Origin of the sequence: Aeromonas dhakensis (assembly GCF_000820305.1) — a bacterium.
Taxonomy (GTDB): domain Bacteria; phylum Pseudomonadota; class Gammaproteobacteria; order Enterobacterales; family Aeromonadaceae; genus Aeromonas; species Aeromonas dhakensis.
In genome coordinates, this window is record NZ_CDBH01000045.1 from 71,356 (window position 1) to 93,428 (window position 22,073).

General features: G+C 62.5%; 17 protein-coding genes and 2 tRNA genes. 12 read left to right on the top strand and 7 right to left on the bottom strand.

Annotation, left to right across the window (positions count from 1 at the left end):
* The first annotated feature begins 277 nt into the window (after window positions 1-277).
* On the top strand, window positions 278-2,053 hold the full coding sequence (tamA, locus tag BN1143_RS11725) for an autotransporter assembly complex protein TamA (protein WP_042050752.1): 1,776 nt from the start codon (window positions 278-280) through the stop codon (window positions 2,051-2,053).
* Between the two features lie 79 nt (window positions 2,054-2,132).
* On the top strand, window positions 2,133-5,915 hold the full coding sequence (gene tamB / locus BN1143_RS11730) for an autotransporter assembly complex protein TamB (RefSeq protein ID WP_042050753.1): 3,783 nt from the start codon (window positions 2,133-2,135) through the stop codon (window positions 5,913-5,915).
* Window positions 5,916-6,044: 129 nt separating this feature from the next.
* On the opposite strand, the gene BN1143_RS11735 is transcribed toward tamB, so the two are convergent.
* Both BN1143_RS11735 and BN1143_RS11740 read right to left on the bottom strand, forming a co-directional pair.
* Window positions 6,045-6,129 (bottom strand) — tRNA-Tyr (locus tag BN1143_RS11735).
* 52 nt (window positions 6,130-6,181) lie between these two features.
* Window positions 6,182-6,266: transfer RNA gene (locus BN1143_RS11740), tRNA-Tyr, on the bottom strand.
* A gap of 125 nt (window positions 6,267-6,391) precedes the next feature.
* Between BN1143_RS11740 and BN1143_RS11745 the strand changes: the two genes are divergently transcribed.
* Window positions 6,392-6,901, top strand: a complete 510-nt coding sequence (locus tag BN1143_RS11745; RefSeq protein WP_042050754.1) for a VC2046/SO_2500 family protein — start codon at window positions 6,392-6,394, stop codon at window positions 6,899-6,901.
* A gap of 77 nt (window positions 6,902-6,978) precedes the next feature.
* Here the strand turns inward: BN1143_RS11745 and hpf are convergent, their stop codons facing one another.
* A complete protein-coding gene (hpf, locus tag BN1143_RS11750; protein ID WP_010634460.1) occupies window positions 6,979-7,317 on the bottom strand; it encodes a ribosome hibernation-promoting factor, HPF/YfiA family in 339 nt (112 codons plus the stop codon).
* 370 nt (window positions 7,318-7,687) lie between these two features.
* Between hpf and BN1143_RS11755 the strand changes: the two genes are divergently transcribed.
* From BN1143_RS11755 to yciA, 5 genes are all read left to right on the top strand, one after another.
* A complete protein-coding gene (locus tag BN1143_RS11755) occupies window positions 7,688-10,180 on the top strand; it encodes a putative bifunctional diguanylate cyclase/phosphodiesterase (RefSeq protein ID WP_042050756.1) in 2,493 nt (830 codons plus the stop codon).
* Between the two features lie 109 nt (window positions 10,181-10,289).
* Complete coding sequence (locus tag BN1143_RS11760) at window positions 10,290-12,206, top strand: transglycosylase SLT domain-containing protein (RefSeq protein ID WP_042050757.1); 1,917 nt, start codon at window positions 10,290-10,292, stop codon at window positions 12,204-12,206.
* 179 nt (window positions 12,207-12,385) lie between these two features.
* Window positions 12,386-13,384 (top strand): LacI family DNA-binding transcriptional regulator, encoded by a 999-nt coding sequence (locus BN1143_RS11765; protein ID WP_042050759.1) that lies wholly within the window; start codon window positions 12,386-12,388, stop codon window positions 13,382-13,384.
* Between the two features lie 258 nt (window positions 13,385-13,642).
* Complete coding sequence (locus tag BN1143_RS11770) at window positions 13,643-14,455, top strand: NAD-dependent epimerase/dehydratase family protein (RefSeq protein ID WP_042050760.1); 813 nt, start codon at window positions 13,643-13,645, stop codon at window positions 14,453-14,455.
* Between the two features lie 148 nt (window positions 14,456-14,603).
* Window positions 14,604-15,002: an acyl-CoA thioester hydrolase YciA gene (gene yciA, locus BN1143_RS11775; RefSeq protein WP_024942822.1), complete on the top strand. Its 399-nt coding sequence runs from the start codon at window positions 14,604-14,606 to the stop codon at window positions 15,000-15,002.
* 6 nt (window positions 15,003-15,008) lie between these two features.
* On the opposite strand, the gene BN1143_RS11780 is transcribed toward yciA, so the two are convergent.
* Window positions 15,009-15,233 (bottom strand): hypothetical protein, encoded by a 225-nt coding sequence (locus BN1143_RS11780; protein ID WP_005299261.1) that lies wholly within the window; start codon window positions 15,231-15,233, stop codon window positions 15,009-15,011.
* Between the two features lie 111 nt (window positions 15,234-15,344).
* On the opposite strand from BN1143_RS11780, the gene BN1143_RS11785 reads away from it, so the two are divergent.
* Window positions 15,345-16,190, top strand: a complete 846-nt coding sequence (locus BN1143_RS11785; RefSeq protein WP_005299265.1) for an endonuclease/exonuclease/phosphatase family protein — start codon at window positions 15,345-15,347, stop codon at window positions 16,188-16,190.
* 65 nt (window positions 16,191-16,255) lie between these two features.
* Here the strand turns inward: BN1143_RS11785 and BN1143_RS11790 are convergent, their stop codons facing one another.
* Entirely contained in the window at window positions 16,256-17,803 is a 1,548-nt protein-coding gene (locus BN1143_RS11790) for a LysM peptidoglycan-binding domain-containing protein (RefSeq protein WP_042050761.1), read from the bottom strand.
* Window positions 17,804-17,873: 70 nt separating this feature from the next.
* A complete protein-coding gene (gene gloB, locus BN1143_RS11795) occupies window positions 17,874-18,638 on the bottom strand; it encodes a hydroxyacylglutathione hydrolase (RefSeq protein WP_042050762.1) in 765 nt (254 codons plus the stop codon).
* A gap of 71 nt (window positions 18,639-18,709) precedes the next feature.
* Between gloB and BN1143_RS11800 the strand changes: the two genes are divergently transcribed.
* Window positions 18,710-19,432 (top strand): methyltransferase domain-containing protein, encoded by a 723-nt coding sequence (locus BN1143_RS11800; RefSeq protein WP_010634452.1) that lies wholly within the window; start codon window positions 18,710-18,712, stop codon window positions 19,430-19,432.
* Window positions 19,433-19,475: 43 nt separating this feature from the next.
* Here the strand turns inward: BN1143_RS11800 and rnhA are convergent, their stop codons facing one another.
* Entirely contained in the window at window positions 19,476-19,940 is a 465-nt protein-coding gene (rnhA, locus tag BN1143_RS11805) for a ribonuclease HI (RefSeq protein ID WP_005299276.1), read from the bottom strand.
* 52 nt (window positions 19,941-19,992) lie between these two features.
* Between rnhA and dnaQ the strand changes: the two genes are divergently transcribed.
* Window positions 19,993-20,727, top strand: coding sequence for a DNA polymerase III subunit epsilon (gene dnaQ / locus BN1143_RS11810; protein WP_042050764.1), 735 nt, complete (start codon window positions 19,993-19,995; stop codon window positions 20,725-20,727).
* Window positions 20,724-21,992: a TIGR03503 family protein gene (locus BN1143_RS11815; protein WP_042050765.1), complete on the top strand. Its 1,269-nt coding sequence runs from the start codon at window positions 20,724-20,726 to the stop codon at window positions 21,990-21,992. Before dnaQ ends, BN1143_RS11815 begins: the two co-directional genes overlap by 4 nt.
* Window positions 21,993-22,073 lie beyond the last annotated feature (81 nt).

Sequence of the window (22,073 nt, forward strand, 5' to 3'; positions counted from 1 at the left end):
GTCGGGCCGGAGTGGCCGACAGGGGCCATCTGGCCAGGCCCTGAGGGTCATGGATTGCCCTTTTGGGCCCATAGTGGCATAAGTCTGCGGGGTAATGCCTGAAAAATGGGCGGCCCGCGCGGGCAAAGGCTTCAATAATATGGCGAAATTCGCGGTCAACCCGCTCTGATGTCGAGCCGGGGATATGCTAGGATGAGGCGCGCTTGCGATCGAGTGAGCCTCATATTCGTTCTGAATATCGCATTATTTTAATCATGTTCTTCGGGGAAATTGACGTTTGACAGGATGCAATCCGCCCCTGCCTGCAGGGATCTCACCGCCCGCACGGGCTTTTCGTCGTGGGCTTCGCGCGCTGGGACTGAGCCTCTGTCTGCTGCTGTTCGTCACGCCCGCCATGGCGGCCAAACTCACCTATCAAATCAAGGGGTTGAAAGGGGAGAACAAGGACAACGTCGAAGCCTACCTCAACGCCCTGCCGGTCTATCAGGAGCGCCAGTACCGCCCGGCCCGCCCCAAGATCACCGAGAGCGTGCAAAAGGCGCTGCAGGTCTATGGCTACTACCAGCCCAAGATCACCCTGAGCCGGGACAAGAAAACCCCCGCTAAGGTGATCATCGAGGTGGATCCCGGCAAGCCGGTCATCATCTCCCGCCTCGACATCCTGCTGGAAGGGGATGCCGGCAGCGACGAGCTCTACAGCGAGCTGTTGGACAAGCTGCCCCTGAAAGAGGGGGATCCCCTCAACCACGGCAAATACGAATCCATCAAGGCGGATCTGGGCAGCCTGGGGCTGGCCCGCGGCTACTTCGACGCCAAGATCAGCAAGAGCCAGGTCAAGGTGTTCCCGGATCAGGGCACCGCCGAGATCTACATCCTGTTTCGCTCCGGCCCGCGCTACCACTTCGGCGAGATCCGCTACGATGCCACCCCGGAGGCGCTGCGTCTCATCCGCCCTCTCATCAACATCAAGAGCGGTGACCCCTATCTGGCGATCCGGCTGGCGGAGATGTCGCAGGATGTCTCCTCCACCAAGCTGTTCAAGCAGGTGGACATCAAGCCCCTCATCAGCCAGGCCGAGCATAACCGGGTGCCGGTGCAGGTGACCCTTTCCAACCGGGTCGATCACGAGATTGAAACGGGTATCGGCTATGCCACCGACGTGGGGCCGCGCATGAGTGCCACCTGGGAGAAGCCCTGGGTCAACCGCTACGGCCACCGGCTCAACGCCACCGCCAAGGTCTCCCAGCCCGAGGCCGAACTCAGCTTCGACTACCAGATCCCGGTGGGCAACCCGCTGCGGGACTACTACTCGCTGCAGGCCGGCTATCAGTACAAGGACAACAACGATACCCGCTCCGATCTGACTACCTTCAGCGTGCACCGCTGGAAGCGGCGGCCGGAGAGCTGGGACCGGGACGTGTTCATCCGCCTGGAAAACGAGGTCTATACCCAGGGTGCCGACGAGGGCAACAGCTTGCTGTTGATCCCCGGCGTCTCCTGGTCACGGCTGCGGGGACGCGGCGGTCTGGTGCCCGACTGGGGCGATCGCCAGCAGCTCACCCTGGAGTTCTCCGACCCCTACTGGGGTTCCGACATCAGCTTCGTGCGGGTGTGGGGGCGCAGCAAGTGGCTGCGCACCCTGGGGGAGGATCACCGCTTCCTGCTGCGGGCCGAACAGGGGGCCATCATAGGGGACAGCTTCTCGCTGGTGCCGCCCTCCCTGCGCTTCTTTACCGGTGGCGATCAGACGGTGCGGGGCTACGGCTACGAGACCATCTCGCCGCGCGGCAGCGACGGCAAGCTGCTGGGGGGCCGCTACGTGAGCGTCGCCAGCGCCGAATACAACTACCGTTTCAGCGACAAGTGGCTGGGGGCCCTGTTCGTCGACAGCGGTACCGCCACGGTCGACTACAGCGAGGCCTGGAAGATAGGCACCGGGGTCGGTGTGCGCTGGGTGACCCCCATCGGCCAGGTCAGGCTCGATCTGGCGGTGGGCATTTCCGAAGATGAGAAGCCGCTGCGGCTCCACTTCGCGCTGGGGCCTGAACTATGATCCGGCTGCGCTCCACATATCTTCTCTTATGTTCTTCTGACCGGCCGCTGCGGCTGCATCTTTCGCGGGGGTCTGCACTGTGATCTGGGTAAAACGTATCTTTCTGTGGCTGATGGGGCTCATTTTCCTGCTGCTTATCGGCGTCAGCCTGCTGGGCTTCACCCATCAGGGCAACAAGTGGCTGTGGCAGCAGGCCAGGGCCGCCCTGCCTTCCCTCAAGGGGGAGCTGGTGGCGGGCCAGCTCGGCTACGGCTGGACCCTGGAAGGGGTCGGCTGGCAGGACGAGCTGGTGGACGTCACTGTGGATCGCGCCGTGCTGGACTGGGATCTGGGCAAGCTGCTGCAGGGCAAGCTCTGGATCAAATCCCTTAACGTTACCCACCCGGTGGTCAAGGTGGCCGACTCGGAGCCTGCCCCGGAAGAGCCGTCAGAGCCCTTTGTCTGGCATCCGCTGCCGCTGAAAATCCAGGTCGACAGCCTGACGGTGGCGGATCTCGATGTGACTGTGCCCGGGGTGGGAGTGAGCCTCAAGTCTCTCGACATCGGCGCCACCCTCAGCCGCAAGGGGCTGATCGTGCAGGGGCCCGTGCTGGATGGCCTCAAGGTGACCCTGGCCGAGACGCAGGCCACCGAGGCTGCCAAACCGGCTGGCGTCAAGGCGGCCCCCAACCCGCAAAACGTGGCCAAGGCTGCCGGCAACGGGAACAAAGCGGCAAATGCGGGCAAGGCGCAACCGCCCAAGCCGGCGGAGCCTATCGCGCTGCCCGCCATCCGGCTGCCTTTCCCCATCCAGCTGGAAGGATTGCAGGTCACGGCGTTTCGCTATCAGCAAGGTGAATTGATTGAAGGGCTCGACAAGCTGCTGCTGTCGGCCAGCGCCGAGGGGAGCGACATCGCGCTGCGCGAGCTCTCCTTGCGCCACGCCATGGCGGATCTGGCGCTCAAGGGCAAGATCCAGCTCAAAGAGGATTATCCGCTCGCCCTGACCCTGGATGCCAAGGCCCGCAAGGGGCTGCTGGATGGCGAGCTGCAGGGGCAGCAGGCCAGCCTGACCCTGGGTGGCTCGGTGGGCAAGCTGGCGTTGGCGCTGCAGGTCAAGGGGCCGGTGGCCGCCAGCCTCAAGGGGTCCTTGGCGGCCCTCGATCCCGACTTGCCGTTTGATGCGGGGCTGGAGTGGAAGAGCCTGGGCTGGCCGCTGCACAAGCCTGCCAAAGATGAGCCAAGCTACCGGCTGGAGAAGGGCACGCTGAGCGCCAAGGGCAAGCTCTCCGGCTACCAGTTTGCCTTGAATACCGCCGGCAAGGGCACGGACGTGCCCCCCTTCAAGCTGGCGCTGACCGGCAAGGGGGATCTGACGCAGCTGAACCAGATAAACCTGCTGCTCAACGCCCTCAAGGGGGAGCTCAAGCTGGACGGCAAGCTCGCCTGGGACAAGGGGGTACGCTGGCAGGGCACCACGGAATTCAAGGGGATCAACCCGGCCGAGCTGGTGCCCGAGCTCAAGGGGGCGCTGGCGGGCAAGATTGCCAGCCGCTTCGAGCTCGATGAGGCGGGCCACTGGCAGCTGCAACTGCCCGAGCTGAAGGTGGACGGCAAGCTCAACCAGTATCCGCTGGCCATCAAGGGCAGTGCGAGCGGCAACGACAAGATGGAGTGGACCATCCCGGCGCTGGCGCTGCAAAGCGGCCCCAATCAGCTGCAGGCCAAGGGCAGCCTGAGCCAGCAGACATGGAAGCTGGATGCGGATCTCGATGCCCCCAACCTGGCCGGGCTCTACCCCGGGCTCAAGGGGGACATCAAGGGGCAGGTGCGGCTGACCGGCAATCAGCAGGCGCCGCGGGTTACCACAGATCTGGCTGCCAGCCGTCTCTATTATGCCGGCACCGACCTGAAGGGGATCGCCATCAAGGGCAATGCCCTGGTCGGCGACAAGCCGGCAGGGGAGGTGGCCCTGACGGTGGCCAGCCTGGTACAGGGGACGACCAGCCTCAGCCAGCTGGCGCTCAACCTGAACGGCGATCTCAACCAGCACGCCCTGTCGCTCACCATGAAGGGTGACCCGGTGGCGGCCAACCTCAAGCTGAGCGGCGGCCTGCGTGGGGATCGCTGGCGCGGCGCCCTCGGCGAGCTCAAGTTGAAGACGCCGCTGCGGCGCTGGGAGCTGAGCGCCCCCTGGGATCTGGATGTGGATCTGCCGCGTCAGCGGCTGACCATGGGCGATCTCTGTCTCGGCTCCCAGGGGGCCAGCCTCTGCGTCAAGGGCAGTCAGGTATCGGCCCAGCAGGGCAGCCTGGAGTTTGCCCTCAACCAGTTCGACCTCAAGCGCCTGCGGCCCTGGCTGCCGGACAACTTCCGCTGGCAGGCGGTGCTCTCCGCCGACGGGCGGGCCAGCTGGCGCGGCAATCAGCCGACCCTGCACGCCACCGTGCGCACCACGCCGGGCACCTTCGTGGCGGACGAGCTCAAGACCGACTATCAGCGCCTCGAGCTCGGAGTGGACTTCGAGCGCCAGCAGGCGGCCATCCGGCTCGACTTTGCCTCCGGGCAGATCGGCAACATCGACACCAAGCTCTATATCCGGGAGCCGTCCGGTCGCGGCAATCTCTCCGGCCAGCTCAAGTTTGACGACCTCAAGCTGACCACCTTCGCGCCGCTCATCCCAGAGGTGCGCTCCCTGCAGGGGGTCATCTCGGCCGATGCCCGCTTCGACGGCACTCTGGCCTCGCCGCTGCTGTTTGGCCAGCTCAGCCTGCTGGATGGGGAAGTACAGACCCACTCCGACATGGTGACCCTCTCCAAGCTGGTGACCCGTCTCAAGATTGAAGGCAACCGGGCCGAGCTGGACGGCACCATGCTGGTAGGCAAGGGCCCGCTGGCACTGGGAGGCTGGCTGAGCTGGGCGCAGCTGCCGGTCACCGGCAGCCTCACCATCGAGGGCAAGGAGCTGGAGGCCCAGTATCCGGGCATGGGCCGGGTGCGGGTCTCCCCGGACATCGCCATCTCGCTGGGAGAGGAGACCCGGATCACCGGCCAGGTCGATATTCCCTGGGCGCGGATCCTGGTCAAGAGCCTGCCCGAGAGCGCGGTGGCGGTGTCGGATGACGTGACCGTGGTCTATGACGATCTGCCGCCGGTGCCCAAGGCCGCGCCGCTGCCGATGGAGATCAAGCTGGCCATCCGGCTGGGTGACGACGTGCGGCTGGAGGCGATGGGGCTCAAGACCAAGGTGGGGGGCGGCATCAACATTCGCCAGGATCCCTCGCGGCCGCTGGCGGGCAACGGTCAGCTGGTGCTCAACGACGGGCGCTTCAAAGCCTATGGCCAGAACCTCATCATCAAGGATGGCCGCATCCTCTTCTCCGGCCCCCTCGATCAGCCCTACCTCAACATAGAGGCGTATCGGGATCCCGATACCATAGAGGACAAGGTGACGGTCGGGGTGCGGGTGACCGGGCCGGCCAGCAAGCCCAAGATCACCGTCTACTCGGAGCCGCAGATGGCCCAGTCCGAGCAGCTCTCCTACTTGCTGCGTGGCAAGGGGCTGCAGACCAGCGGCGAGGATGGCGGTTTCAACGGCCTGCTGGTGGCGGGCGCAGTCAGCCAGGCCAACGGCGTGGTCTCCAGTCTGGGGGAATCCCTCGGCATGAGCGACGTGGCCCTCGACACCGCCGGCAGTGGTGAAAACACCCAGGTGACCCTGTCGGCCTACCTGCTGCCGGGGCTGCAGTTCCAGTACGGGGTCGGGGTGTTCAGCCCCATCGCCGAGTTCAAGCTGCGCTACGAGCTGATGCCAAGGCTCTACCTGCAGGCCATGAGCGGGGTGGCCCAGGCGGTGGATATCTTCTATCGCTTCACCCTGTAACGGGCGGCAAGAGACAAAAACGGGAGGCGATTGCCTCCCGTTTTTATTGGCGGCGTTGAGGGGGTCGACGAATGAGGTAGGACGCTGAAAAGCGAAAACCCGGCGCGAGGCCGGGTTTTCTTGAATAGATGGTGGAGGGAGAAGGATTCGAACCTTCGAAGGCAGAGCCGTCAGATTTACAGTCTGATCCCTTTGGCCGCTCGGGAACCCCTCCACGGGGCATTGCTGATTTTGCATCACAACCTGGGGCGTGACGGCACTTGAAATGGTGGAGGGAGAAGGATTCGAACCTTCGAAGGCAGAGCCGTCAGATTTACAGTCTGATCCCTTTGGCCACTCGGGAACCCCTCCACAAGTGCGAGGCGCATACTAACAGATCTTCTGAGGTTGTGAACCCCTCGGCGGGATTTTTCCTGCTCAAAGGATCGGATTTTCGGCCGATAAAGGATGAAACCACCGTTTCCAAGAGTTATCCCATGCTACCCAGCGCCGTTCGTGAGCAATGGCTGGTGGACGAAGCCCAGCTCGGGCAACGTCTCAACCAGGATCTCCAGCACGGAGACAGGGCGGACTTTCGGCTGCATCTGGCCCTGCTGACCGATGCGGTGGAAGAGCAGCCCTGGTTTGATCCCAGGCAGCCAGCAAAGGCAGAGAGTCGGGTCTGGCGCAGCCGCTTTGAGCTGTCACCGGTTACCCCATTGCAGGGGAGCGAGGATGATGCAGAGGCAAGCGTGCTCAACGAACGGCTGCAGCAGGGGGGTTCCATGGTGGATGTGCGGCTCTGGCTGGCGCTGCGCTCGCCGCCACTGCTCGGTACCCCACCTGCGCTGGAGCCCGCCGTCTATGACAACCTCTCGCCGCTTGGGCGCGAACGCTGGCGAGGCAAGCTGGCGGATCAGCCCAGACGCGAGGATCCGCTGCTGATGCTGCCCGTACTCGATGCGCTCAAGGAGGGGGTGGATGCCGGCCTGCACTGGCTCAGCTGAGGGTGTGCCCAAGGCGTCAGGCAGCAAAAAGGCGGGGAGACCCCGCCTTTTGTGTGATGGATGTGTCGTGCTCTGGATCAGGCGTCGGCTTCGTCCGGCAGCGGGACTTCCTTGCCGGCCGCAGCGGCGCGACGGGCGATGGGTTTCTCGGTGTGGCGGTTGATCTGACGCTCCAGTTTTTGCCCCAGTTCGGTGATGGCGGCGTACAAGTCCTCATGTTCTGCCTGGGCAAACAGTTTGCCGTTGGGGATGCCAGCAGTGGCTTCAACGATAAACATCAGACGCTCTTTGGAGACAATCACATGGGGTGTGATAAGAGGCACCTGAAGACGTTCGAGCTTGTCAAAGCGGGATTCAATGCGCTCGCGGATAGCCGGGGTGATCTCGATGATTTTGCTGGTAATTTCGATTTTCATATTGGCCCCCTTCGGGTCGTATTGCTTGTGTCTTCACCTTCAGATTACTCATGGCTGAACATTAAAATGTGATCTGCGTCACTAAATGGTTCCTTGCTGCGAAGGGGAGGGGGAAATTGTGATCTTTTCCCGTTCTGCACCAAAAAGCACTTGAGCTCGACGAAACAGGCAGGCAGTATGGGGAAACTTGGATCGTTTCTGTCCCTTCGTGGCAGCGCCGCATGTCGACCTCATGTCCGGTTTTCACCGCTTAGTCTCGCATCTTTCGCACTTCCCCCCGCACCGCCCTTGCCGACGTGCGCGCTGAGAATGTGGGCGCTATCGAGTCGTCAGGGACTTGAACGTGGTTGTTGTGGTGTTGGAGTAGTACATGAAACAGCAAGCCACTCAGATGATGTGGTTTTATGATCGGCAACATGCCCAGTGGAGCCTGTCCGATCATGCCTCCTACCAGCTCTGGCAAGGGGAGGGGCCTCACCCCTGGTTCGGGCAACTGGCGGCAGATGACGAGGCCGGCTTTGCCGACTTTCTCGCCAGACTCTACCACTCCCAGCAACCGGCCCAGTTCATCGGCCACCTCGGCGACGAGAACGGCGAGGTGCGTCACGTGCTCTGGAGTGGCCAGTACGTACCGGCCCAGCAGATGTGTTGTGGCTGGATTGCGCCGCTCGATACCACCCGCAGCACCCAGCTGCCTGCCGATCTCTCCCAGCAATTGCCACTGCTGCAAGACCCTCTGCTGACCCAGCTGGCCCAGGCACTCTCCGCCCGGACCGGGCTCGATTTCTTCAATACCCTGGTCAGCCAGCTTGCCCACATTCTGGTGGCGGATGCGGTCTGGCTGGCGGAGCGCACCGGCAGCGAGCGGCTCAAGGTGCTGGCCTGTCACGGCATCGACCTCAAGGAGTACGAGCTGGCTGGCATGCCGTGCCAGCAGGTCTACCAGCGCGGCGAGACCTGCATTCTGCCGCTCACCGCCGAGCATCTGCACTGCGCCGGCTTCAAGGCAGGGCAAGGCTACTACGGCCTGCCCCTGTGCGATCGCAACGGCCAGCTGCTGGGGCACCTGGCGCTGCTCTTCTCCGATCAGAGCGCCATCCCCAATCTGGGCTCGGTGCTGACCACCTTCTCCATGCGCATGGTGGCGGAGTTGGAGCGGCTGCAGAGCGACGCCCAGCTGCGCCTCTCGGCGGTGGCCTTCGAAACCCACGAAGGGATCATCATCACCGACCCCGACTTCAAGATCCTGCGGGTCAACCACGCCTTCAGCCAGATCACCGGCTTTGACAGCCAGCGAGTCATCGGCCTGCATCTGGGCAACGATCTCTGGTGCGGGCTGGGGGGGCTTGGCTACGAGCTCGGCAGCCTGAGCCGCTGGCAGGGGGAGACCCAGCGCCTGCACGCGGATGGCTATCCCTATCCGCAGTGGGAAATCGTCACCCCGGTGCAAGATGACAGGGGGGCGATCAGCCACTTCGTCATCTGCTTCGAGGATATCTCCGAGCGCAAGGAGGCGGAGCGCCGCATCCAGGATCTCGCCTACTACGACGAGCTGACCGGCCTGCCCAATCGCCGCCAGCTGCACGAGACCCTGGCCCACGCCTTTGGCGAGGCGAGCCGCGACTATCTGATCGGCGCCCTGCTGTTCATCGATCTCGACCACTTCAAGACCATCAACGACTCCCTCGGCCACGCCACCGGCGACTGGCTGCTCAAGGAGGTCGCCAGCCGGCTCAAGCGGCTGGTACGCCAGGGGGATTGTCTGGCGCGACTCGGTGGCGACGAGTTCGTGCTGTTGCTGCCCTCCCTCTCGGCCAGTCCTCCCCAGGCGGAGATGCAGGCCGATCTCATCGCCGAGCGGCTCATCAGCGAGATTGCGGCCCCCTACAACCATGCGGGCCAGGTGTTGCATATCGGCGCCAGCGTCGGCATCACCCTGTTCCCCGGCCGGGAGCAGGGGGTGGACGATCTGCTCAAGCAGGCGGACACCGCCATGTATCAGGCCAAGTCGGCCGGTCGCAAGACCCGGCGCTTCTTCGATGCCTCCATGCAGTTGCAGGCGGATCGTCGGCTGCTCATCCACAACGAGCTGCGCAGCGCCCTCAACCAGCAGGAGCTGACCCTCTACTACCAGCCTCAGCACATGGTGGAGGGGGGCGACATCATCGGCGTCGAGGCGCTGATCCGCTGGCAGCCGCCAGGCCGTGCCTTGGTGTCGCCCGCCGAGTTCATTCCCATCGCCGAGGAGACGGACCTTATCGTCGACATCGGCAACTGGGTGTTGTACGAGGCCTGCGCCCAGTACGTGCGCTGGGAGGAGAACGGCATCCACATCCCGCAGCTGTCGGTCAACGTCAGTGCCAAGCAGTTTCACGCCACCGATTTTGTCGACCGGATCCACGACGTGCTGGCTTCCACCGGCATGGATCCCGCCAGCCTTAATCTGGAGATCACCGAATCCGTGGTGCTGGGGCATGCAGAAGACACCATCAGCAAGATGAGCGAGCTCAAGGCGCTCGGCATCAGCTTTGCCATCGACGACTTCGGCGCCGGTTACTCCTCCCTGAGCTACCTCAAGCGGCTGCCGGCGGACGAGCTCAAGATCGACCGCTCCTTCATCCAGGACATACCGCGCGATGGCGACAACATGGCCATCGTCGAGGCGGTGATCGCCATGGCGCGTCACATGGGGTTCAACGTGACGGCGGAGGGGGTGGAGTCGCGCCAGCAACTGGAGTTTCTGCAGGCCCAGGGCTGCCACTTCTACCAGGGCTACCTGGCCTCCAAGCCACTGCCGGTACCCTATCTGGAGCGCTACGTGCGACGCCTTGCCCGCAGTGAGAGCCTCGCCAGCGGCGAGTAAAAATAGTCTCGCCGGCGAGCTGTAGCCCCCGGGGTTAACGGGTAGAATGAGGGAATATGACACCACCGCCAACGGGCGGTGGCATTGCCTCTCAATGGAGACGTCTCTCGTGAAAGCCGTGCAGGGAATCATTTTATCGGCGCTGTGCGTGTCGGGGCTGCTGACGCAGGTGGCGGCGCAGACCCTGGAACAATCTCTCTATCGCCAGGCTTATGACGCGGTGCGGGCCGACGATCAGGCCCGTTTTCAGCAAATTCGTGCCCGTTTGACCCATTATCCGCTGCTGCCCTATCTCGACTACTACCAGCTGGCCTTCCGGCCCGGGGCGGCGGACTATGACGACGTGACCCGCTTCATCCGCGAGCACGGCGACACCCCCCAATCCAACCGGCTGGAGCGCAGCTACCTCACTTATCTGGCCCAGAGCCAGCAGTGGTCCCAGTTCCTGCGCTTCTACCCGGCCAAGCCGAACTCCACCGATCTGCTCTGCATGCACTATCAGGCGCGCTACTACACCGGCCAGCAGAGCCAGGCGCTGCAGGAGGCGGGCAAGCTCTGGCTGAGCGGCCAGTCCCGTCCCGATGCCTGCGATCCCCTGTTCCAGCTCTGGCAGCAGGCGGGCTTGCGCACCCAGGAGAAGATCTGGACCCGCATGACCTTGGCCTTCGAGGCGGAGAACCCGAACCTCATCCGCCACCTCGGCGCCCAGCTCGGTAGCGGCATGAAGGCCTATGGGGATCAGATGATCACCCTGTTCGAGCAGCCCGCCAAGGCGATGAACACGACCTATTTCACTAACGCAGCCCCTTCCCGGAAGTTGCTGCTGCTGGGACTGGCCCGCTATGCCAACCAGCAGCCGGAGGCGGTGCTGGGGCAGCTTGGCTATCTGCGCTCGCGTTTTTCGCTGAGCGCCGCCGAGCTCAAACCGGTGGAACGGGCGGTGGCCAGACGGCTGCTGCTGGATCGCTCCACTGCCCAGCGCAGCTGGCTGGATGCAACGGTAGTGCGCCAGGCCGACCCGGATCTGCTGGAGCTGCGGGCCCGGCTCGCCATCTGGGAGCAGGACTGGAAAGGGCTCTCCGGCTGGGTCAAGCGCATGCCCATGGGCCTGCAGAAGGAGGATCGCTGGCGCTACTGGCTGGCGCGCTCGCTGGAAGTGCAGGGCCAACAGAAACCGGCGCGGGATCTCTATCTGGAGACCGCCAATCTGCGCGGTTTCTACGGCTTCATGGCGGCGCAGCGCACCGGCGTGCCCTATCGGATGAAGAACCAGAGCGTGGCGCACAAGGTGCCGGACTGGCGCACCGCCAGCCGCCGCTGGCCCTTCCTGCTGCGGGTGCGCGAGTTGCTCGATATGAACGAGATCACGGCGGCGCGGGCGGAGTGGATCCACAACATGGATCGCAACCCGGTGGCTCAGCGCCTCGAGTTTGGTCATATCGCCCTCAATCAGGGCTGGCACGAGCTGGCCATTCTGGCCAGCATCCGGGCCGAGGCCTGGGATGCCCTCGACTTGCGCTTCCCGCTGCCACTCAAGCACACCTTCTCCCAGATGGCGCAGGAGCGAACCATGAACACCAGTCTGCTCTACGCCATCTCGCGCCAGGAGAGCGCCCTCTACCCGCTGGCGCAGTCGCCAGTGGGGGCGAGGGGGCTGATGCAGCTGATGCCGACCACCGCTAAGGAGACGGCCAGCAAGCTGGGGGTGCCCTATCGCAACGAGCAGCAGCTGTTTGATCCCGCCATGAACATCCGCCTTGGCAGCGCCTATCTCAAGCGGTTGCTGGATGTGTATGACGGCAACCGGATCCTGGCGGCGGCGGCCTACAACGCCGGCCCCGGTCGGGTCAAACGCTGGCGCGATCAGAGTGCGGACAAACCGATGGATGTCTGGGTCGAGAGCATTCCCTACAAGGAGACGCGCAACTATGTGCAGAACGTGCTGTCGTTTGACCTCATCTATCAGCACAAGCTGCAGCAGCCACTGCGCTTCATGTCCGAGCGCGAGCTGAGTCACGCTTATTGAGACGGCTGCCGCCCTGGCGGCAGCCGGATTCCCATTCCTTCCCCAAAATGGTTATTATCCCATAAGGTTTTGTTACAAAAGGAAACCTGCCAGGTGATCGGGCGCCCTCTCTTGGTCTGGCAGGTTCGTTATAATCGCCCGTTCAACACAGACAGGCTTCCCCAACAAAGGAATTGATAGTGGCAACGATTAAAGACGTTTCCCGGTTGGCTAATGTGTCCATTTCAACTGTGTCGCGAGTCATCAACAACACGGCGCAGGTGGCACCAGAAAAGCGTGAGGCCGTATTGGCGGCCATGAAGGAACTCAATTTTCGTCCCAACAGTTTTGCCCAGGCGCTGGTCAGCAAGCGCTCCAACTGCATCGGCGTGCTGGTGGGGGATCTGTGTGGTGGCCCCTTCTTCGCCCAGATGATGCGCGGTATCGAGAGCGTGGTGGACAAGGCGGACAAGTTCACCATCGTCATGTCCGGCAATCACGACGAGGTGCGCGAGCGCCATGCCATCCAGGCGCTGCTGCAGCGCCAGTGCGATGCGCTGATCCTGCACAGCAAGGCGTTGCCCGATGAGGAGCTGAGCGAGCTGGTGGCGGGCAGCACCCCGGTGGTCTTCATCAACCGCCAGGTGCCGGGCGCCGAAGATCGCTGCGTCTGGCTGGACAACCAGGCCGGCATCACCACCGCCTGCCAGCACTTGCTGGATGCAGGTCATCGCAAGATTGCCTTCGTCACCTCGGACGATGAAGAGTTCGTCGATGGTCAGCAGCGGATGGCCGGATATCACCACGCCCTGCAGCGGGCCGGCATCGCTCTTGATCCTGCTCTCATCGGCCGCGCCTTTGCCGACGAGAACGGTGGCTACGTGGCGATGGGCGAGCTGCTGGATCGGGGCGTCGAGTTTACCGCCGTGCTCGGCTTCAACGACGCCATGGTAGCGGGGGCCATCTCCTGTCTGCTGGAGCGCGGTTACAAGATCCCGCAGCAGATTTCGGTGGTGGGTTTTGATGACATTCCCTATGCCCGTTACATCTATCCCAAGCTCACCACGGTGCGTTACCCCATCGAGGATATGGGCGGCCGGGCTGCCGAGCTGGCGCTGAGCCTGCTGGATCACAAGCCGGCCGAGGGGTTGGAGCTCAAGTTCGAGGCCGAGTTGGTGAGACGGGAATCCGTCGCCTGAGTGGCCGACATTGGCCCTGAACGGGCCAATGTCGCTCCCGAATTTTGCTGAAAAATTGAAAGCGTTTTCAGAAATCCTTTTCAACTGTGATCCGCTTCAAAGCTTTTTGGACTGCCTGCCACTAGCATAGGCCCCACGAATTAGGAGCCTGCGCTCCCGATTTTCCCGCTGTGGGAGGTAACTGGTTAATCCAGCTATTTCCTTCGTTACTTTCGACGGTCATCATGGATGGCCGTTTTTTTTTGCCAGGATTTTGTCATGACAACAGAGCGTGAATACCAGACCGGGATCGTGGGGGCAGGCTGGCTGGGACTGCCGCTGGCCCGGGCGCTGCAGGCCGAGGGCCGCCAGGTGGCGGTGACGGTCAGCTCGGCCGAAAAAGCCGCGCAGCTGACAGCAGAGGGGGTGAAGGCCTGGCCGCTGCAACTGGGCTCCGGGCTGGCGGCCCTGCCGTTTCGCTGCCGCGAGCAGGTGATCTGCGTGCCGCCGAGCAAGGTCGAGGATTATCCGGCCGCCATCGCTCGGGTGGCTGAATTGGCTAAGGGGGCCGGCGTGCAGCGGTTGCTGTTCGTGAGTGCTACCTCGGTCTGGGCGCCGGGACAGGGGGAGGATGAACACCCCATGCCTGCCCACGAGCGCGGGAGGCGGATGCTGGCCGCCGAGCAGGCGGCGATGGGGGCCGGCATTGCATGCTCCATGGTGCTGCGCCCGGCCGGGCTCTACGGGCCAGAGCGCCATCCCGGCCGTTTCCTGGCGGGCAAGACCCTGGAGGGGGGCGGCCAGGCGGTGAACCTGGTGCATCTGGATGATGTGGTGGCCGCCTGCCTGCTGCTGCTGAAACAGGGCAAGGATGGGGATGCCTACAACCTGAGTGCGCCAGTGCACCCGCGCCGGGAGCAGTTCTATCCCTTTGCCGCGCGCCAGCTGGGCCTGCCGGCCCCGATCTTCATCGAGCCAGCCGGCCGGTTTGCCCCCGTCGAGGGGCAGCGCATCTGCGAGCAGCGCGGGTTTGTCTATCGCTGGCCCGATCCGGCGCACTGGTTTGCCGAGCTGGCAGCCCGGGGGCTCTGAACATACTGCCCGGTGCTATGTGTGGGTATGGCGGTGAGGCACAGGCGGCTCCACTCCCTGGCCGGGCCTGCCGTTTGACGGGCAATTGAGGTTTGCCAAGGGGGAGCTCGCCCCCTATCATGCCGCCATCCATATAGAGAGAGCGGTAATGATGGTAGATACAAGACGTCACCCCGATGGGGAACTGTTGCTGAGAACCCTGGCAATGCCAGCCGATACCAACCCCAATGGCGATATCTTCGGGGGCTGGATCATGTCCCAGATGGATATAGGTGGGGGCATCATGGCCAAGGAGCTGGCAAAAGGACGTATTTGTACCGTATCCGTCGAGGGCATGACCTTTCACAGCCCGGTCAAGGTGGGCGACGTGGTGTGCTGCTACGGGCGCTGCCTGAAGATTGGCCGCAGTTCCATGCGGCTGAAGCTGGAGGTGTGGGTCAAGCCGGTACTGCGTGAAAACGAAGCCCAGCGCTATTGCGTCACCGAGGGGATCTTCACCTATGTCGCCATCGACGAACAGGGAAAATCCCGCCCGGTACCGGTCTGATCCGGGTCAGATAAGCCGGGCGTTGATGATGGATATTTCCTGCTCAAACCCGGTTTTTTGCCGTATCATGCGTTCCAGCATCTCTTCCGAGCCGACGCACTGCTGGGTGTCGAACAGGCAGAGATCGCACTGGGGATCCCGTCTGATCTGATAGACGGTGGAAAGCTCCACTTGATGACAATTTCCTTGTTGATCATAAAACGTCACGCGGTACTGGTGCTGTCTCGCCATCGTTGAATTCCTTCTGGATGAGCCGGGCCGGACACGAGTTATGAGCCTAGTCGGCAGCGATGACGTTTGGGATGGTCATGACACAATGCAGAGGCAGGTGGTTGTTAGCCAATGAAAAATAGTTATCGCATTCTGGGTACGTCGCTGCTGACGTTGGGACTGGTCGGCTGTTTCGAGGTGCCAGATCAGGATCACCTGGTCACAGCGCAGGGCATCATCCCCGGCGCCAGCTGCCAGAAGCCGCCGCTGGTGGCGCTGGCCTCCACCGCCTTGCCCCGCGAGTTTGGCATTACCGTCTGGAATCTCTACAAGGGTCAGCGCAAAAACTGGCGCGAGGGACTGGACGAGTATGCCAAGGCCCAGGATCTGGTGCTGTTGCAGGAGTCGGCGACCCGCCCCGAGATGCTGGAGTGGCTCAAGGCCGGTGATTTCCAGTGGCAGCAATTGCAAGCCTTTACTCAGGGCGGCGTCTCCTTCGGTGTCATGACGGTCGCCAAGACGCCGCAGGCGTTCGTGTGCGGCGTGCGCTCCCCCGAGCCGCTGCTGCGCATCCCCAAATCCGGTCTGGTCAGCCTCTATCCCCTGCAGGGGGATCCTGACGGCGTGCTGGTGGTCAACCTGCATGCGGTCAATTTCGAGCTGGGGATGGCCACCTTTCGCGAGCAGATCAACGATCTGACCGCCCTCATTCATCGTCACCAGGGGCCCGTCATTCTGGCCGGGGATTTCAATACCTGGAGCGACAAGCGGGAGTTCTGGCTGAAGCGGCTGGTGAGCGATCTGGGGCTGCAGGAGGCGATCCCGATGCCGGATCTGCGCCGGACTGCCTTTGGCCGGCCGCTCGATCACCTCTATTACCGCAATCTGGATCTGGTGGAAGTGAGCAGCCCGGCGACCGATGCCTCGGATCACAATCCCATCGTGGCCCGTTTCGCGGCCCAGGCCATCACCCCCTGAGCCCTGCTCCAGATAAAAAAATACCCCGCATCAGGCGGGGTATTTTTTTATGAAGTGATGAACGATCAGCTGTTGTTCTTCACGAACAGGGTCAGCTCCTGACCCGGCTTGAGGTAATCGCTCTTGCCCAGCTGATTCCAGCGCATCACGTCCATCACGGCGACCTGAAAGCGGGCTGCGATGGAGGAGAGGGAATCACCGCGGCGCACCTGATAGACCATGGACTTGTTGCCACCCTTGCCCTGCTTGGGCCAGACCACCAGCTTCATGCCCGGTTTCAGGGCCGATTTGGCGTTGAGACCGTTCCACTTGGCCAGCTCCTCATGGGTCACCCCGTGTGCCTGGCTGATACTCCACAGATTGTCACCGGCCCGAACCTTGTACTGGATCTTGCCGCTGCCACGGCTGGCGAGCTGCTGTGGCTTGCTCTGGACGCTCTGGCTGACCACCGGTTTGCTGCCGCTGGTCGGGATCATCAGGGTCTGACCACGGCGCAGGTTGTTGCTGTGCAGGTTGTTGGCCAGCTTGATCTGCTGCACGCTCACCCCGTGATTCTGGGCGATGCGGGAGAGGGTGTCGCCACTGGTAACCTGATAGGAGCGGGTGCGGATGCGCTCGCTCTGCGGCAGGTCGGCCAGGGCCAGCTCCAGGGTATCGGCATATTCAACCGGTACCAGCAGGCGATAGGGGCCCTTGGGCGAGGTCGACCAGCGGGTCAGCGCCGGATTGACCTCTTTCAGCTGGGCCGGGCGCAGGCCCGCCAGCTGGGCTGCCACGTTCAGGTCGATCTGGCCTCCCGTGTTGACCACCCGCAGTTGCGGTTTGTTGGCCAGCACCGGCAGGGTGACATTGTACTTGTCCGCATTGCGGATCATGTCAGCCATGGCCAGGATCTTGGGCACGTACATCCGGGTCTCGCGAGGCAGATCGAGCGACCAGTAGTCGGTCGGCCGGCCAGCCTTCTGATTGCGGATGATGGCGTTGCGCACCCGTCCTTCACCGGCATTGTAGGCGGCCAGCGTCTGCAGCCAGTCGCCGTCGAAGAAACGGTTCAGGTACTCCAGATAATCCAGCGCGGCATTGGTGGAGGCCAGTACATCGCGGCGGCCATCGTACCAGTTGTCGTGGCGCAGGCCGAAGTTTTTGCCGGTCGCAGGAACGAACTGCCACAGACCCACCGCATTGCTGCGGGAACGGGCGTGGGGATCGAACATGCTCTCGATCATGGGAATGGTAATAAGCTCCATTGGCAGCTCACGCCGTTCGATTTCCTCTACCATCAGATACAGGTAGGGCTCAGCCCGGCTGGCAATGGTCGCCAGATGCTTATCATTGCGCAACAACCAATCACGCTGCTGGCGGACACGGTCGTTCTCCTGCGGATCAAACTGCATATCATCACTGATACGCACCCACAGGTTATCGGTGTCATCCAGTTCGTCGATCTGTTCGTCACCGAACAGGAAGCGCGCAGAATGTTTTTTATACGCTTTTTTGTTGACTTGGGGGGACTTGATCGGCTCGATTGCCGTTAGCGCCCGGTCATCCTGATGGCTCAGGTTTTGGCAGCCGCTGAGAAACAGCGCCGCCAATAAGGCCGTTCGTACCTTCATCTCGCTCAGGTCATCTTTGGGAAAAACAGCTCGCATCATAAGGGGCAATGGCCCCCTGATCAAGGTTTGTTCAAAAAACATCCTTCCATTGGCGCAGGATCGTGAAGGTATCTACCGGATTTTCCACGCATTTCAGAGCATGTTTCTCAGCAGAAAATTTCACGGAATCCTGTTCGCAACGCAGAAAAACATTAAAGCGCTTCTCATCCCCCAGCCGTGAGGGGAGACTCGGCAGGCCCTGCTGGCGCAGCTTGCTGATCAGCCCGATCTGTTGCTGGATCGCCTGGTTGTCGGGCTCGACAGCGTGGGCGAAGCGCAGGTTGGAGAGGGTGTACTCGTGGGCACAATAAATGAGGGTGTCATCGGGCAGGGCGGCGAGGCGCTGCAACGATCCGAACATCTGGGCCGGGGTCCCTTCGAACAGGCGGCCGCAGCCGGCACTGAAGAGGGTGTCGCCACAAAACAGCATGCCGTGACCGTGGTAGGCAATGTGGCCGTGGGTGTGACCGGGCACGTGGATCACCTCGAGGCTCAGGCCGTGCCAGTTGATCTGATCCCCGTCATCGAGCCACTGGCCGTGGTGCGCCGGCATGGGGTCAAGCTTGGGGCCATAGAGGCGGGCATGGGGAAAATGTTCCAGCAACTCACCCACGCCGCCCACATGATCGTGATGGTGGTGGGTGAGCAGGATGGCATCCAGTTGCAGCTCCAGCACGGCCAGCCGTTCCAGCACGGGAGCAGCCTCGCCCGGATCGACGACCAGGCAGTGATTTTCGTGTCGGATCAACCAGATGTAGTTGTCGTTAAAGGCTGGAACTGTGATCACTGGATACATGAGTCTGCTTCTCTTTATGGAGGGTATCTTATATAACTGGATGGCGTTCGAACCCCAAGTTGAGCCCTATTATGCAGGTGGCACGTACCGAACAACAAATCGAGATCCCGACCAGCTGGTCGGCACTGCCCATGGGGGACTGGGTAGCGGCCGAGATCCAGGAGCGACTCGACAGCTGGTGCCCGCATCTGTTTGGTTATCATCTGCTGAAGGTCGGCGCGCTGAGCGCCGAGCTCTCCTGCGGTTGCTCCTCCATTCGCCACCAGATAGGGGTCGCCCCTGGAGGCCGCCTGCTGGATCTCAAGGGGGATCCGCTGGCCCTGCCGGTACGCACCGGCAGCGTGGATGCCTGCCTGCTGGCCCACTGTCTCGATTTTTCACCCGACCCGCACCAGGTGCTGCGGGAGGCGGAGCGGGTACTGACCGACGATGGCTGGCTTATCGTCAGCGGCTACAATCCGCTCAGTCTGGTCGGCATCGGCCACTGCCTGCCTTTCCTGCGTCAACATCTGCCCTGGTCCGCCCGCATGTTCACCCCGGCACGGGTCACCGACTGGTTGCAGCTGCTTGGCTGCGAGGTGATGTTTGACGAGCGCTTCGGTTATTCGTTCATGGGCAGGCAGAGCCGGATCGGCTGGTGGCGGGAGAGTGTGGGGCGGGATTACTGTCGGCCGTTTGCGTCTGTCTACGTGATAGCGGCGCGCAAACGGCGCTTCCCCCTGACACCGGTGCGCCGTCGCTGGCGTCTGCCGGGTTCCATCGCCACGCCGGGGATGGCGCGCCAGGGCGGCTAGTCGTCAGCCACCGATCAGGCTCATGTGCCAGAAGGGAAGGCGGTCAGGGTTGATAGCCGGTATCTTCGGCCAGCTGTTTGCCGCTGGCGGCCTCGCGGGCCAGCTCATCGCAGCGCTCGTTCTCCGGGTGTCCGGAGTGCCCCTTGACCCAGAGCCACTCGATCTGGTGGCGACTGACTTCCGCATCCAGCGCTTTCCAGAGATCGACGTTCTTGACCGGTTGACGGTTGGCGGTCATCCATCCCTTCTTCTTCCAGCCGATGATCCACTGGGTGATCCCCTGGCGCACATACTGGCTGTCTGTGGTGAGGCGCACCTGGCAGGGCTCGTTCAGGGTGCGCAGCCCCATGATGGCGGCCATCAGCTCCATCCGGTTATTGGTGGTGAGGCGAAAGCCGGCGGCGATCTCCTTGCGATGCTTGCCGTAGACCATGACGGCACCATAACCACCCGGGCCCGGGTTGCCGAGGCAGGAACCATCCGTATACAAATCAATCTGTTTTAACATGAGGCTTGGGGTAAACTAGCGGGTAAAGCCGAAGTTTGACATAGATTGGATCATGAGCACACCCCAACTGAATCGCCAGATCATTCTGGATACTGAAACCACTGGTATGAACACGGCCGGTGGCCCCGTCTATCTGGGACACCGGATCATCGAGATCGGCTGTGTGGAGGTGATCAACCGCAAGCTGACCGGGAACCACTTCCACGTCTACATCAAGCCGGACCGGCTGGTGGACCCGGAAGCCATCCAGGTGCACGGCATCACCGACGAGTTCTTGCGTGACAAGCCGTCGTTCAGCCAGATTGCCGACGAGTTCATCGAGTTTATTCGCGGTGCCGAGCTGATTGCCCACAACGCGCCGTTTGACGTGAGCTTCATGGACTATGAGTTCAGCAAGCTCGGCCTCAACTTCAAGACCGCCGACATCTGCGGCATCACGGATACCCTGGCGATGGCGCGGGACCTGTTCCCGGGCAAGCGCAACAACCTGGACGTGCTGTGCGATCGCTACGGTATCGACAACTCGCACCGTACCCTGCACGGGGCCTTGCTCGATGCGGAGATCCTGGCAGACGTCTACCTGTTGATGACGGGTGGCCAGACCAAACTGAACCTGGCCACCGAGAGCAACGAGAATGAAAGCAACCAGGACACCAGTATCCGGCGACTGGAGAGCAACCGTCCACCGCTCAAGGTGATCCGGGCCAGTGCCGACGTTGAGGCGGTACACGAGGCGCGGCTGGATCTGGTGCAGAAGAAGGGAGGAGCCTGCCTGTGGCGGCAATGAGCAAGCTATGGGGCGGCCTGCTGCTGCTGGCCTCGCTGACGGCCGGGGCCAACGAGGTATTTGCCCCCTCCGACATCCCCCTGCTCGATAATCGCTTTCGCATCGATTACGGGGTGAAGGAGATCACCTTCATCGTGACGCGCAAGCCGGGCACTCCGTCGGTGATCCTGGTGCGGCCCGATGGCAGCAAGCTCTATGTGAGCAAGGTGACGCCGCCCGATGTCGGCTGGTTGGCGCTCAAGGATCAGGATCTCATTACCATCCGCAATCCCATGCCGGGCCCCTGGCAGGCCATTGGCGAGGTGGACCCCGACAACCGGGTGCGCCTGCTGTCGAACATCAAGCTGGAAACCGATCTGTTGCCGACCCAGCTTTACCAGGGGGAGAAGGTCAAGCTCAAATCCTGGCTGCTGATCGACGACGCGCCGCCCAAGGATGGCTACTACCTGTCCGATCTCGGCATGACGGTACGGCTGCAGCGTTTCAATGACGCCAAGCCGGAGGGGGAGCCGGTCGTCGATGAGGTGCTCGGTCACTATCGTGACGATGGCAAGGGGCTCGACGAGGTGCCAGGCGACGGCATCATGACCGCCGAGGCGGTGCTGGATGTGCCAGCCGGGAAATACCGGGCCATGTACAGCACAGGCAATCAGGTCTTCTCCCGTGCCCGCTATCAGGATGTGCTGATCTATCCGCTACCTGTCAGTTACTCCCTCGCGCCTCCCTCGCAGGAGTTCGGGGCCAAGCTCTCCTTCCTGATTGACGTGGATGAACTGGATCCCGCTTCCGTGGTGATCCAGGGCAAGGCGACCAGCACGGTCGGGACCAGCATGCCGTTCAATGCGGTGGCCACCGAACCCAAGGTGGAGGTGGATCTCTCCGCCATCAAGGAAGTCGGCCAATATGAGGTGACGGCTACCCTGTTTGGCACGACCCGCTTGGGCCGCGAAATTCAGGTGAGCCTGCCGGTCAAATCCTTCAATATCTTCCCGGTGCTGGCAACGCCGCCATCGGCCGCCTCTGCCGCGTCAGAAGCCTCGGCAGCAATTCCGAGCCAGGTCAAGTTCGAGGAAAAGGAGAGCGGCGGCTGGTTGGTCTGGCTGCTGGGTGGCGCTGGCATATTATTGCTGCTCCTGCTCGGCGGCGTGGGCTTCATCGTGCTGCAAAAGCGGCGGGCGCTGAAAAAAGCCATGGCATCGCAAAAAGCCGAGAGCGAGAGCGCCAAGCCGGAGGCCAAGCTGGATCTCAACCTGCCCGAGCAATAGGTGAGGGGAATGCTGCAAGCAGCAAAAAGCCGCCTGTCAGGGCGGCTTTTTCTATATGGGCAGATTACTGGGGTGGTTGAA